Source organism: Chryseoglobus sp. 28M-23 (genome assembly GCF_014789785.1).
Classification (GTDB): Bacteria; Actinomycetota; Actinomycetes; order Actinomycetales; family Microbacteriaceae; genus Microcella; species Microcella indica.
The window spans coordinates 2498149-2510311 of sequence record NZ_CP061846.1; the positions used below are offsets into that span (position 1 = coordinate 2498149).

The window sequence follows — 12163 nt, forward strand, 5'->3', positions numbered from 1 at the left end:
CGCACATGACCGACATTCCTGAAACCGTCGTGCTCGTCGCCGACGACGGCACTCCCGTCGGAACCGCGCCGAAGGCGACCGTCCACAGCACCGAGACGCCCCTGCACCTCGCCTTCTCCTGCCACGTCTTCGACGACCGCGGCCGGGTGCTCGTCACGCGTCGCGCGCTCGCCAAGAAGACCTGGCCGGGCGTATGGACGAATGCCTTCTGCGGCCACCCCGCCCCCGAGGAGCCGATGGAGGACGCACTCGTCCGCCGTGCCGAGCGCGAGCTCGGCATGACTCTGACCGACGTGCGCGTGAGCCTGCCCGACTTCCGCTACCGGGCCGTGGACGCCTCGGGCATCGTCGAGAACGAGATCTGCCCGGTCTTCACGGCGCGCGCGGTGGGTGAGCCCTCGCCCGCGGCCGACGAGGTCGCCGAGTGGGCGTGGGTCGAGCCCGCGCAACTGCGCTCCGCCGTCGCGGCGACGCCCTTCGCGTTCAGCCCGTGGCTGGGCTGGCAGCTCACGGCATGGGAGGGAACCTACTCGGCGCCCTCCCGAGCGTCGGCGTGAGCATCCCGAGCGTTCCCTGAGGCGCCACTCGCTCCGCGCACGGTCGGGTTGATCGGCACCGCATTCTCTCGCTCTCGCGGAACGCGCAGGATCACCGTCGTGCCGGTCTCGCCGTCCGACTCGAGCTCGATCGTGCCGCCGATGCGGGTCTCGACGAGCCCCTTCACGATCGGCAGCCCGAGGCCCGTGCCGGGCACTTCGCGGTGCCGCTCGGTCTGCACGCGGTAGAAGCGCTCCCAGACGTGCGGCAGGTCGGCCGCGGGGATGCCCGGGCCCTCGTCGACGACGCGAATCTCCACCGTCTCCTCCGCGTCGTCGATCACGCTCAGGCGCACGGTGCCGCCGTCAGGGCTGAATTTGACCGCGTTCGACAGCACGTTCGCGCACACGCGCGCGATGTCCTGGGAGACGCCCACGATCATGACGGGATGCTCGGGCGCCGTCAGGTCGACACGCACCTCCCGCGCGGGGCTCAGCCCTGAGGCCTCCTCGGCGCTGTGCCGCACGAGTTCCACGAGATCGAGCTGCGCGGCGGCGCGGGGGGCTGCCCCGACCGCGCTGAGGTTGCTGAGCTCGAGCACATCCTGGATGACGTCGGCCAGGCGACGCGCGTTGCGTGCGATGATCCTCGTCGCCTGCTGATCCTGCGCCTGCAGCAGCGATTCCTCGAGCTGCTCGGCGAATCCGAGGATGCTCGTGACCGGCGTGCGCAGCTCGTGACTCACCGAGGCGATGAAGTCGTCCTTCTGCTCGTTGAGGCGGCGCAGGTCGTCGGCAACGGCGAGCGCCAGTTGCTCACGCGCATCCCGAGCGGTCACATCGGTGAAGACGAGGGTGACGACAGGCTGTCCCCCAGCCTCCGCGTAGAAGGCGATGTCGACGTCGAAGCGGCGATCGCCGCGCGTGATCTCGACGCGCCCGGGATCCCTCGCCCGGATGCGGTCGTCGAGCTCGCTGACGCCGAAGACGACCCGGTCACGCTGCATCCAGATGCCCGCCGTGCCCCACGACACGGGCATCTCGCTGCGGCCGATCGCCTCGAGCGCCGTGGCGTTGACGCCGACGACGCGCAGGCGCTCGCCGTCGAGCACCTCCGCGACGAGGATGCCCGTCTCGGAGCTGACGATGCCCCCGCGCAGCAGCGCTTCCCGCGCGCCGAGCTGCGTGACGACGTTCGCCCACTCGTTGCGCGCGGCCGAGACGTAGAGCACGCCGACGGCGTAGACGATGAGGAACGCCTGAATCAGCTCGACCGTCGTGCGGGCACCGTCGTCGGCGAAGACCGCGAAGGGGCCGCCTCCCGCCGCGGTGAGGATCGTGGTCGCGGCCGCGGTCGCGATGAGCTCCACCGCGACGACGATGGTCGGCAATCGGAACGCCGCCCAGAGCAGGGCGATGAAGGGCAGGAACGCGAGCGGCAGCACGTTCCCCGGCCAGAAGGTGTAGCCGACGAGCAGGACGACGGCCGCGACCTGCAGCATGCCCTCCACCGGGCTCACTCGGCGGTTGAGGCGCGAGCTCACGAGCGCGACCGGCGTGACGACGAGCAGCGCCGATGCGTGCGAACTGAGCAACCCGAGGGCCGTCGGAAGGAAGTCGCGGCCGAGGAGCGCCCACGCCGTCGCGCCCGCGAGGAGAGCGATCGCTGCGGAACCCACGAGCGTGGCGGCGAGCAAGCGCGTGACGTCACGCAGGCCGTCGAGCCGCGCGACGGGGCTGCCCTGGGTGAGCACCCACGCCACGAGCCACGCCTCGACGGCGTTGGCGAGTCCGAAGAGCATGGCGACGAGAAGTTCGCGACCGCCGATCACATTTCCCACCGAGGTGACGGCTGCGATGGCGAGGGCGACCGTGACACGGTTGCCGCGCGAGGCGAGCACCGCGACCGCGCTCAACCCGGCCGCGGGCCACCACGCGGAGATCGCAGCATCCACGGGACTCAGCAGCACCGAGGCGACGCTCACGAGCCCGGCGAGAAGAACAAGTGCGATGATGCCGATGCGGCGCACCATCGTGTCGGCGAGGTACAGGCGCCCGACGAGACCTCCTTGCCCCACTGGCGCACCTCCCCGCGTATCGCCGCATCCGCGCGGACGTTACATGAGAGGATACGGAACAACTCACCCAGGGGAGGTGTGCCATGTCGACCATTCTCATCGTGGAGGACGAGCCTGACGTGCTCCTCCTCCTGGAGAACCGCGTGCGGGGGGCTGGCCACGAGGTGCTCAGCGCGATCGACGGCGAGCAGGGCCTCGAGCTCGCGGCCACGCAGAAGCCCGACCTGATCATCCTCGACTGGATGATGCCCAAGCGCGACGGTATCGACGTGTGCGAGGAGCTTCGACGGCACGACCCCGACCACCGGCTCAAGGTGCTCATGCTCACGGCGCGCTCGCAGCGCAGCGACGTCGAACGAGCCTTCGAGGCGGGAGCCGACGACTACATCGTCAAGCCGTTCAGCTCGCGCGAGCTCATCGAGCGCATCGGCGCGCTGCTCGCCCCCGCGACCGACTGAACGTGCGCAGGCTGCGCGCGACTAGGGCTTCGCGTCGAGGTCGGTGCGGTGGAAGTTCTGGAACGAGCGCGACGCCGTCGGGCCGCGCTGGCCCTGATAGCGGTTGAGGTAGGCGCCCGTGCCGTACGGGTTCTCGGCGGGAGAGCTCAGGCGGAAGAAGCACAGCTGCCCGATCTTCATGCCCGGCCACAGCTTGATGGGCAGCGTCGCCACATTGCTCAGCTCGAGGGTCACGTGGCCGCTGAAGCCCGGGTCGATGAAGCCCGCCGTCGAATGGGTGAGCAGACCCAGGCGACCGAGCGAGCTCTTGCCCTCGAGCCGCGCGGCGACATCGTCGGGCAGGGTCACGAGCTCGTACGTCGAGCCGAGCACGAACTCGCCAGGGTGCAGGATGAACGGCTCGCCCGGCTTCGCCTCGACCAGGCGCGTGAGCTCGGGCTGCTCCTCCGCCGGGTCGATGAACGGGTACTTGTGATTGTCGAACAGCCGGAAGAGACCGTCGATGCGCACGTCGACGCTCGACGGCTGCACCATCGACAGGTCGAGCGGATCGAGCCCGATACGCCCGGAATCCAGTTCGGCGCGGATGTCGCGATCGCTCAGCAGCATGGGGTCAGCCTAGCGATGCATTGCTACACTGCTTCAGCGCACTACCGACACCCGAGACGGGTGTCGGCGCTGGCGTCGCGGCGACAGCCAGAAATGGCTGTCGCTCCAAGCTCCAGCGCGCGGGGATGTAGTTCAATGGTAGAACTTCAGCTTCCCAAGCTGATAGCGCGGGTTCGATTCCCGTCATCCCCTCTGTGTTCACCTCTGGCTGCGCCGCCGCTCCTGCGGCGCAGCACGCTCCGCGCCACGAGCGCGGTCGCGGCGCTTCGCTCCCGCCGACAGTCAACTCGGCACACTGCTCGAGGCGCAGACGCTCACCGCGTCTGCGGGGTTCGATTCCCGTCATCCCCTCTGTGTTCACCTCTGGCTGCGCCGCCGCTCCTGCGGCGCAGCACGCTCCGCGCCACGAGCGCGGTCGCGGCGCTTCGCTCCCGCCGACAGTCATCTCGGCACACCCTCACGTCTGTGCCCTCTAGCGGCACGTGAGCCCTGCACTGCCGGCACAGTTGCCTCTGGCGGGCACAGTTCACGCCCTCCGGCACGACCTCGCTCGATATGACCAAACCCCTCTCCGCAGGGCACCGAATGTCGGGTGTTGGGGGAGGTCACCATGTCCAGGAGCACCGCACGCGTCGTCGCCGGTGTTCTGGCTGCGCCAGCGCTGCTGTGGGGAGTCGCGCTGGTGGTGATCGTGACGGCGGACCTGCCGCCGCTCGGGGGAGCGGCCGCAGGACTGCCGATCGCGAGCGTCGCACTCATATCGCTGTCGGGAGCGATCGTTGCGGCCATCGTGGCGAGGCGGGGGCGGGAGCATCGGGGGGATGCTCCGCCCCGGCCCTTCGCGGCTGCGACCATTGCGGCGAGCGCCGTGGTCGTCGCCTCGGCGATCGCCATCGCGCTCGGGCCAGCGGTGAGCCCTGCTCCTGCTGTCGCAGACCCGGGGCTCGACTCCGTCAACACCGAGACCGTCGAGACCGAGGGCTCAGTGGACGAGAGCACCGTGAACACAGGCCAGCGCATCGTGTTCGGCGACCACAGCGGACACGTCGGCTACGAGCCGTAGACGGCCTGCCCTCGCGATCGCGCTACCGCGTGGAGGCAGAAGGCGTGGTCGTCGTCGAGAGTGCTGGTGCGATGTGCGGTGCGAGCGATGCGCTCGCGGCCGCACCGATGTGCAGCGCATCGCGAAAGACGTAGTCGCTATTCGACCAGGTGCGGCACGTGCCCTCGGGACACAGCGGCGCCCAGAGATCGAGCACGTCGGCGCCGGTGCGCGCCGCGACGGCGTCGAGCAGATTCCTCATGGGTGCTTGGCGCTGGCGCGCGACGGACTCGGGCATAGCCGTGCGGCACCGCTCAGCGATGACCGCGGGCAGGGAGCACTCGCGCGGCCGGTAGGTGAACGGTGCACCCCGTTCGCTGTCGAACACGGGCAGCGCCGCGACCAGAACCACCTCATGCCCCCCGTCACGCGCCGAGCGCACGACGCTCGTGAGCCATGCCTGCTGCTCGACCAGGGCCAGCTCACGATCCAGATTGACAGCGCCTCCCTCGAGGAGTCCGAAGCGTGGGTCGGACCAATAGTGATCGGAGAAGGCGACGATGATGGTGCCGGGCTCTCGGCTGTCGAGCCATCGCCACGAGGCTTCGATCGACGTCGCGCAGGAAGCGTATTCCTGCAGGTCGTCGCCCTCGATCGCGACGGGTACGGCCGTGTAGGGGCACCCGTGCTGGATGGCCGTGGTCACCGAGCGGCCTGTGGAGATCGCAGCCTCGATGACACCGTCGCTGAGCTGGTCGCCGTGCGAGTCGCCGAGGAGATAGACGGGCCCGCCGGAGGACCCGGCGTTCCACGTGCACTCACCCGCCGCTCGCGTGGCGGGATCGACGCGGCCGGTGCACCCTGCCGCACGCGCGGCGTTGGGGCTCACCTGCACGACAGAGGCCTGGTGGCGCTGCACGGGCTCGATGCCGAACCCTGCTGAGGCGCCAGCGAGAACGAGCGCCGGGATGACGACTGTCGGGAGCGTGACGAGGGCGACGAGGCGCGGCGCGCTCGCGCCCACCGCACCCGCGCTCGCGCCGCCGCTCCCCCCGACATGGCGATTGCCCATGGGGCTGCCACCGATGCGCATCGGCTGCTCGACCCACCGGTACGACGCGATCGCGGGGAGAAGCGATGCGGCAGCCGCGACGATGACGGCCCAGGGCTGGCCAGGAAGCAGTGCGGCGGTGAACACGACCACAGGCCAGTGCCACAGGTACCACGAGTACGAGAGGTCACCGAGCACCACGAGCGGGCGCGACCTCAGTAGGCCGCGCACCCCTGTGGTCGGTGACGCCGCCGTGGAGCCGAGGATGAGCAATGCGGTGCCCATCACGGGCAGGAGCGTCGACACCCCGGGAGTGGCCACCGCTCCGGAGATCACCACGAAGCCCGCGAGGAGGAGTACCGCACCGAGCAGGCTCGCGGCGACGGCTGCTCGGGCCCCGAGGCGGAATCCGGCCGCCACGGCGAGGGCGAGGGCAGCGCCGACGGCGAATTCCCACACGCGACCGAGCGGGCCGTAGTACCCGACGAGGGTCGCGGGGACGATTCCCTCGAGCAGACCCGCAGCGTCAGCCAGAGCGACGACAAGCGAGATGACGCCGACAGCCGCCACGAGCGCGAGTGCGGCGAGGGGGCGTCGACTGCGTCGACCGAGCCACCACCCGCCGAGGAGGACGAAGGGGAAGACGAGGTAGAACTGCTCCTCGACCGCGAGCGACCATGTGTGCAGGAGCGGGTTCGATGCCGCGGCGGCATCGAAGTAGTCACCCGTCGTGCGCGCGATCACGATGTTGGCGCTGATGAGCGCCGCCGCGATGCCCGTCTGCGCGGCGAGCTGCGCCATCCCGACAGAGACGACGACGGAGAGGAGAACCGTCACGATCACCACGACGGCGAGCGCCGGGCCGAGACGACGCACGCGCCGCGCGAAGAAACGCCCGAGTCTCACGGTGCCCGTCGCGCGGTACTCGCGCTCGAGCATCGCCGTGATCACGAAGCCGGAGATGACGAAGAACATGTCGACACCCGTGAATCCGCCCGGGAGTGGAAGGCCTGCGTGGAACACCACCACGGCCAGGACGGCGATGCCACGGAGACCTTGGATATCGAGAAGCCGCCGGGATGACTCCACGGCGGGAGACGTCACTGCGCCACCGCGCGGCCGATGAGGGGTTCGACGTCGGCCATGAAGCGGCGCACGTTGTCGTCGACGATGATGTCGCTCGGGCGCAGCGGGCGCGTCAGGTGCAGCCCCTCGAGCGAGCGGATGCGGCTGAGCGCCACGTAGGTCTGGCCGGGAGCGAACGCGCGCGGGCCGAGGTCGACGATCGCCTGCTCGTAGGTGGAGCCCTGCGACTTGTGGATCGTGACCGCCCACGCGAGCCGCAGGGGAAACTGCGTGAACTCGGCGATGACGTCCTTGCTCACCGACTTCTTCGCCGAGGAGTAGGTGTACTTGTACTTCTCCCACGTCGCCGGCAGCACCTCGTGGCTCTCGCCATCGACCTCGACGCGCACCGTGCGACCGATGCTCTCGACCGTGCCGAGCGTGCCGTTCACCCACCGCGGCGGCCCGTCGCCGCTCGTGTCGTTGCGCAGGAACATCACCTGCGCCCCGACCTTGAGCTCGAGCTGCTCGTCGGCCGGGTAGCCGCCCGCGCCGCCGAACTCGCCGATGATCTCGGCACGGGCGGTCTTGGAGTCTCCGGGCAGGCGGCGCAGGGCATCCCGATTGATGCGCGTGACGGTCGCGTTCGTCGTCGCGAGGGTCAGCACGCCCTCCTCGGGTGCGGGGCGCGAGCCGGCCTCGTTGAGGGCGCGCCCGATCTCGGGCGTCACCGTGCCGTGGCGCACGGCCGTGAGCATGGCGCGAAAGTCGGCGTCCTGCTGACGGTGGATGGTCTGCAGCTCGACGATGCGCAGGTCGGTGTACTGCCACACCGCGGCGTCGAAGAACCACATCGAGCGGTAGTGGTCGGCGTAGTAGGCGCGCTCGCCCTCATCGCGGCCCGGCACGGGGGCGAGCTGGTATGGGTCGCCGAAGAGCACGACCTGAGCCCCGCCGAAGGGCTCGTGCCGGCGGGCGCGCGACTGGCGCAGGCGGCGATCGATCGCGTCCATGAGGTCGGCGCTCACCATCGACACCTCGTCGATCACGACGGTGTCGACGCTCGCGAGCAGCCGCCGCAGCTCGGGCGGGTCGTCGAGGTCGTGGTCGGCGATGAGGCCGATCGGCAGCCGGAAGAGGGAGTGGATCGTCTGCCCGCCCACGTTCAGTGCGGCCACCCCCGTCGGTGCGCACACGATCGCCGTGCGATCCGTCGTCGTCAGGTAGGTCTCGAGCAGCGTCGACTTGCCCGTGCCCGCGCGCCCCGTCACGAAGACGTGCTCGCGCGTGGACTCGATGAGGTCGAGCACCGCCGACTGCTCAGGGCTGAGCGGAGTGCCGTCGGGGGCGCGCCGCGCGTCGGACGCTGCCGCGCCGGGTGCCGCGCCGGGTGCCGCCATGACGCTCCTGCCTGCGTTCGGGAACCTCCACTGTATCCGGCGAGCCGCACCTCGAACCGTAGGCTGAGAGCATGAGGCGGGCACCCCTGGTCTGGGGAGGAGCGGTGGCGGCAGTGGTCGGCGCCGGCGCGGGCCTGCTCGCCCTGCTCATCGGCGCGACCGCGACGCCCGAGGCCCACGTCGAGCGCTATCTGCACGCGCTCGCGGCCGACGACCTCGTGACCGCGTCGCGTCTCGCCGGCCTCCCCGAGGGCACCCCCACCCCGCTCGGCGACGCGGGCGAGCCCGCCGTGCTCGCTGTGATCGGCCGCATCGAGCGCGGCGACGACCGGGTCGCGATCATCGCCGAATATGGAGGAGCGACGGATGCGGAGACCGTCATCCTCACCCTCGCCCCCGCCGAGCCCCTGCTCGGCATCATCCCGCAGTGGAGCTTCACGACCCCGCCCGTGCGCAGCCTCGAGGTCGGCGTGGACCAGCATGACGAGTTCCTCCTCAACGACGAGCGCCTCGCCGCTGCCGCCGCGGGCGAGACCGCCCGCGTCACCGGGTTCGTGCCCGCGCGGCTCGAGATCGGCATCGCCGACCCCTACGTCGACGGGCGGTCGGTGAGCGTGCGTCTCACCGGAGCCGCACCCCGCGTCGTCATGCTCGAGGCAGAACCGACCGCGCGGCTCGAACGCGGCGTGCTGCAGGAGGTCGAGGCGTTCCTCGCCGACTGCGTCGAGCAGGAGGTTCTGCAGCCGGCCGGCTGCCCCTTCGGCCGCGCGATCGACGACCGCGTGCTCGGGACGCCGCAGTGGCAGCTCGTGAGCGACCCGATCGTCTCCCTCACCGCCTCCTCCACTCCCGGCACGTGGGAGGTGCGCGCCCTCGCCGAGGTGGGCCTGCGCGTGACCGTGCAGCGCCTGTTCGACGGCCGCATCTCCGACGTCGACACGACCCTCACGGCAACCGTCACGGGCGAAGTCGTCATGCGGGACGGCATGCCGCGGCTCACGATCGCCCCGCCGCGCAGCTAGATGGTGCGCGGCCAGGAGGCTGCGCGGCTAGGAACGCGTGCGGTCGGCGCGCTGCGCGAGCATGTCGTTATAGGCATGCAGCTCGGCGTCGCCGTCACGCTCGGCCTGCCGGTCGCGCCGCTTCGACTCTCGGCCGTCGGAGCGGCTCCACGAGAGCATGACGAGCAGCGCGAGCGCGAGCGTCGGAATCTCGCCGACGCTCCACGCGATGCCCCCGCCCGTCTGCTGGTCGGCGAGCGGCGCCTGGCCCCACTCGCGGCCCATCGCCCCGTACCACTCGGGCAGCAGGAGCCCCGTGCCGGTGAGCAGGAAGAGCCCGAAGAAGGCGTGGAACGCCATGGTCGCCATGAGGATGAGGAGCCGGATCGGGTATGCGGGCCGGTAGGGAGCGGGGTCGATGCCGATGAGCGCGTTGACGAAGAGGAAGCCGCTCAGGAGGAAGTGCAGGATCATCCACTGGTGCCCGACGTGGTCGGTCACGGCCCACGAGAACAGCGGTGAGTAGTAGAACGCGAGGAGGGAGACCGCGAAGACCACGGCTGCGACGAGGGGGTGCCCGACGACCCCCGCGAAGCGCGAGTGGACGATCGCGAGAATCCATTCGCGCGGCCCCCGCGATCCGTCGGTGCGCGCGTGGATCGCCCGCGCAGCGAGGGTCACGGGTGCGGCGAGCACGAGCAGCACGGGAATCGCCATGCTCAGCAGCATGTGCCCGAGCATGTGCACGCTGAACAGATACGGCTCGTAGACCGCGAACCCTCCGCTCGTCACCGCGAGCAGCATCGCCATGCCGGCGACCCACAGGATCGTGCGGTGCAGGGGCCAGCGGTCGCCTCTCCGGTGGAGGCGCCACGCGCCGGCCAAGTAGAAGAAGGCGCCGAACACGGCCAGGAGCGCCCACAGCAGATTGAGGTCCCACTCCGTCGCGAGGCGCCACGGCTCGAAGGGTGGCGGCAGAGGCGAGCCCGTGAGCAGCTCGGCGGGCGTCGGGTCGGCGAGCTCCTCGGCGGGCACCTCCTCCACGGGGGGCGCGGTGCGCGCGAGCGCCGTGGCAATGCCGGAGGCCGCACCCATGACGACGAGCTCGGCGACGACGATCGCCCAGAGGGATGCTCGGGGCCGGGCCGCGCGCTGCACGCGAGCGATGAGCACGCCGCGGTAGGCGGCGCCGAACACCCCGAGCGCCACGAGCGAGACGACCTTGGCGATGAGGAGAGCGCCGTACGGCGTCGCGAGACCCTCGAGCGTGCCGACGCGGATCTGTGCGCTCACGAGCCCGGAGGCCGCGACGACGACGAAGGCGATGAGCGCGAGCGTCGAGTAGCGCCCAAGGACGGCGCCGAGTCGATCGCCGAGGGCGCGGCGCGCGAGCACGAGCGTGAGCAGGCCCCCCACCCAGACGGCCGCGAAGACGCTGTGCAGGTACACGGCCGTCACGGCCGCGTCATGGTCGGCAGTGCCTCCCGCGTGACCCGTCTGCGCGACCGGCCAGACGGCGGCGACGGCGAGCACGAGCACACCGGCCAGGAGAGCGGGAGAGCGCACGGCGAAGCACAGCACGGTGACGACGGCGGCCATGAGCGCCGTCGCGAGCCATGCCTGACCGAGCTCGCGCTCCGTGAAGAACGAGGCGAGCAGCTGGCCGAAGCGGTCGTCGAGCGTGATCGGCTCGAGGAAGACGCTGAGGAAGATGAAGAACCCCGTGGCGACGGCTCCGAGCGCCCACAGGGCCGCTCCCGCCGCCGCAACGTCGAGTGCGCGGTCGTAGGCGGGCGTATCGCGCGCGAGAGCGATGAGCGACAGCAGGAGGGCTCCGATCGCGGCGGAGGCGCCGAGCGTCGTCGCGAGCTTCGCGATCGGCAGCCCGTAGCGCACGCCGGGTCCGGGGTCGAGCACGAGAGGGGCCTCGGCCGCGCCTCCGACGACGAGGGAGACGAGGAGGGCGAGCAGGGCGGCGAGGGCGAGGGCCGCGACGGCGAGCGCTCCCCACGGCAGACCATCGCGCCCGGCAGAGTCGAGCTCGGGGGCAGGGCGCGGCGCACCGTGCGCGGTGCGGGTCGCGGGCGGCGACGAGGTCATGCGGGCGGCCTTCCTACTCGTCTCGAGGCTAGACGACGCCGCTGAAGAAGCGTCGAGCCGAGCATCCCGCATCGCGGCGCTCTGTGCCCACCACAGACGGCGCCCACAAAAAACAGGCGGCCCCGCGCGATGCGCGGAGCCGCCTGATCGTCAGGTACGGGGGTGAACCCTACTTGGCAGCGGCCTTGAGCTTGCTGCCGGCGCTGACCTTCACGCCGTAGGATGCGGCGATCTGGATCGTCTCACCCGTCTGCGGGTTGCGGCCCTGGCGCGCGGAGCGGTGGGTGCGCTCGAAAGCGATCCACCCGGGGATCGAGACCTTGGTGCCACTGGCGACGGCGCCGGAGACGACCGAGAACAGGGCGTCGACGGCGCGGTTGACGTCAGCCTGGCTCAGGCCGGACTCAGCGGCCACTGCGGCGACGAGCTCGGAACGGTTCATGGTGTCCTCCTCGGACCTCAGTTGTGCTGGAGACGACTCACCAGCAGTGTGTGCTGTCGAGCCGCCTTGACGCTACCAGCTTGACTTGGTGATTCCGGGCAACTCACCACGGTGAGCCATATCCCGGAAGCGGACGCGCGAGATGCCGTACTTGGTGAGGACACCGCGCGGGCGGCCGTCGATCGCGTCGCGCGAGCGGACGCGGATCGGCGAGGCATTGCGGGGAAGCTTCTGCAGCCCCTTGCGCGCGGCCTCGCGGGACTCGTCGGTGCCGTTGGGGTCGACGAGGGCCTTCTTCAGTTCGAGTCGCTTCGCGGCGTAGCGCTCCACGATCACCTTGCGCTGCTCGTTGCGCGCGATCTTGCTCTTCTTCGCCATGTC

The 12163-nt window shown here is 70.7% G+C and carries 11 protein-coding genes and 1 tRNA gene; 5 read left to right on the plus strand and 7 right to left on the minus strand.

From position 1 onward, the window contains the following. The first annotated feature begins 5 nt into the window (after positions 1-5). Positions 6-557 (plus strand): isopentenyl-diphosphate Delta-isomerase, encoded by a 552-nt coding sequence (gene idi, locus IE160_RS12175; RefSeq protein ID WP_191151265.1) that lies wholly within the window; start codon positions 6-8, stop codon positions 555-557. Here idi and IE160_RS12180 read toward each other — a convergent pair. After that, complete coding sequence (locus tag IE160_RS12180; RefSeq protein ID WP_191151266.1) at positions 527-2614, minus strand: ATP-binding protein; 2088 nt, start codon at positions 2612-2614, stop codon at positions 527-529. The genes idi and IE160_RS12180 overlap by 31 nt on opposite strands. A gap of 83 nt (positions 2615-2697) precedes the next feature. Here IE160_RS12180 and IE160_RS12185 point away from each other — a divergent pair, with 83 nt between their 5' ends. Then, a complete protein-coding gene (locus tag IE160_RS12185) occupies positions 2698-3072 on the plus strand; it encodes a response regulator transcription factor (protein ID WP_191151267.1) in 375 nt (124 codons plus the stop codon). 21 nt (positions 3073-3093) lie between these two features. Here the strand turns inward: IE160_RS12185 and dcd are convergent, their stop codons facing one another. Beyond that, positions 3094-3681: a dCTP deaminase gene (gene dcd / locus IE160_RS12190; RefSeq protein WP_191151268.1), complete on the minus strand. Its 588-nt coding sequence runs from the start codon at positions 3679-3681 to the stop codon at positions 3094-3096. A 121-nt stretch (positions 3682-3802) separates the two neighbouring features. Here dcd and IE160_RS12195 point away from each other — a divergent pair. Together IE160_RS12195 and IE160_RS12200 are read left to right on the plus strand one after the other, a co-directional pair. Further along, a tRNA-Gly gene (locus IE160_RS12195) sits at positions 3803-3873 on the plus strand. Positions 3874-4291: 418 nt separating this feature from the next. Beyond that, complete coding sequence (locus IE160_RS12200; protein WP_191151269.1) at positions 4292-4744, plus strand: hypothetical protein; 453 nt, start codon at positions 4292-4294, stop codon at positions 4742-4744. 22 nt (positions 4745-4766) lie between these two features. Here IE160_RS12200 and IE160_RS12205 read toward each other — a convergent pair whose 3' ends face one another. After that, a complete protein-coding gene (locus IE160_RS12205; protein WP_191151270.1) occupies positions 4767-6878 on the minus strand; it encodes an acyltransferase family protein in 2112 nt (703 codons plus the stop codon). Further along, the gene (locus IE160_RS12210) at positions 6875-8239 is read right to left on the minus strand and encodes an ATP-dependent DNA helicase (protein ID WP_191151271.1); all 1365 of its coding nucleotides are present in this window, start codon (positions 8237-8239) and stop codon (positions 6875-6877) included. The genes IE160_RS12205 and IE160_RS12210 overlap by 4 nt, the downstream gene beginning before the upstream one ends. A 71-nt stretch (positions 8240-8310) precedes the next feature. Between IE160_RS12210 and IE160_RS12215 the strand changes: the two genes are divergently transcribed. Then, a complete protein-coding gene (locus tag IE160_RS12215) occupies positions 8311-9261 on the plus strand; it encodes a hypothetical protein (protein ID WP_191151272.1) in 951 nt (316 codons plus the stop codon). Between the two features lie 27 nt (positions 9262-9288). Here IE160_RS12215 and IE160_RS12220 read toward each other — a convergent pair whose 3' ends face one another. The 3 genes from IE160_RS12220 to rpsN form a co-directional block, all read right to left on the minus strand. Beyond that, positions 9289-11340, minus strand: coding sequence for a bifunctional copper resistance protein CopD/cytochrome c oxidase assembly protein (locus tag IE160_RS12220; RefSeq protein ID WP_191151273.1), 2052 nt, complete (start codon positions 11338-11340; stop codon positions 9289-9291). Positions 11341-11509: 169 nt separating this feature from the next. Then, positions 11510-11782 (minus strand): HU family DNA-binding protein, encoded by a 273-nt coding sequence (locus tag IE160_RS12225; RefSeq protein WP_179872800.1) that lies wholly within the window; start codon positions 11780-11782, stop codon positions 11510-11512. A gap of 72 nt (positions 11783-11854) precedes the next feature. Beyond that, a complete protein-coding gene (rpsN, locus tag IE160_RS12230) occupies positions 11855-12160 on the minus strand; it encodes a 30S ribosomal protein S14 (protein WP_191151274.1) in 306 nt (101 codons plus the stop codon). Between the last annotated feature and the right edge of the window lie 3 nt (positions 12161-12163).

Bases quoted from the DNA above. Each gene is read 5' to 3' on its own strand.
- idi (WP_191151265.1), top strand. From the start codon at position 6: ATGACCGACATTCCTGAAACCGTCGTGCTCGTCGCCGACGACGGCACT.
- IE160_RS12185 (WP_191151267.1), top strand. From the start codon at position 2,698: ATGTCGACCATTCTCATCGTGGAGGACGAGCCTGACGTGCTCCTCCTC.
- dcd (WP_191151268.1), bottom strand. From the start codon at position 3,681: ATGCTGCTGAGCGATCGCGACATCCGCGCCGAACTGGATTCCGGGCGT.
- IE160_RS12200 (WP_191151269.1), top strand. From the start codon at position 4,292: ATGTCCAGGAGCACCGCACGCGTCGTCGCCGGTGTTCTGGCTGCGCCA.
- IE160_RS12210 (WP_191151271.1), bottom strand. From the start codon at position 8,239: ATGGCGGCACCCGGCGCGGCACCCGGCGCGGCAGCGTCCGACGCGCGG.
- IE160_RS12215 (WP_191151272.1), top strand. From the start codon at position 8,311: ATGAGGCGGGCACCCCTGGTCTGGGGAGGAGCGGTGGCGGCAGTGGTC.
- IE160_RS12220 (WP_191151273.1), bottom strand. From the start codon at position 11,340: ATGACCTCGTCGCCGCCCGCGACCCGCACCGCGCACGGTGCGCCGCGC.
- IE160_RS12225 (WP_179872800.1), bottom strand. From the start codon at position 11,782: ATGAACCGTTCCGAGCTCGTCGCCGCAGTGGCCGCTGAGTCCGGCCTG.
- rpsN (WP_191151274.1), bottom strand. From the start codon at position 12,160: ATGGCGAAGAAGAGCAAGATCGCGCGCAACGAGCAGCGCAAGGTGATC.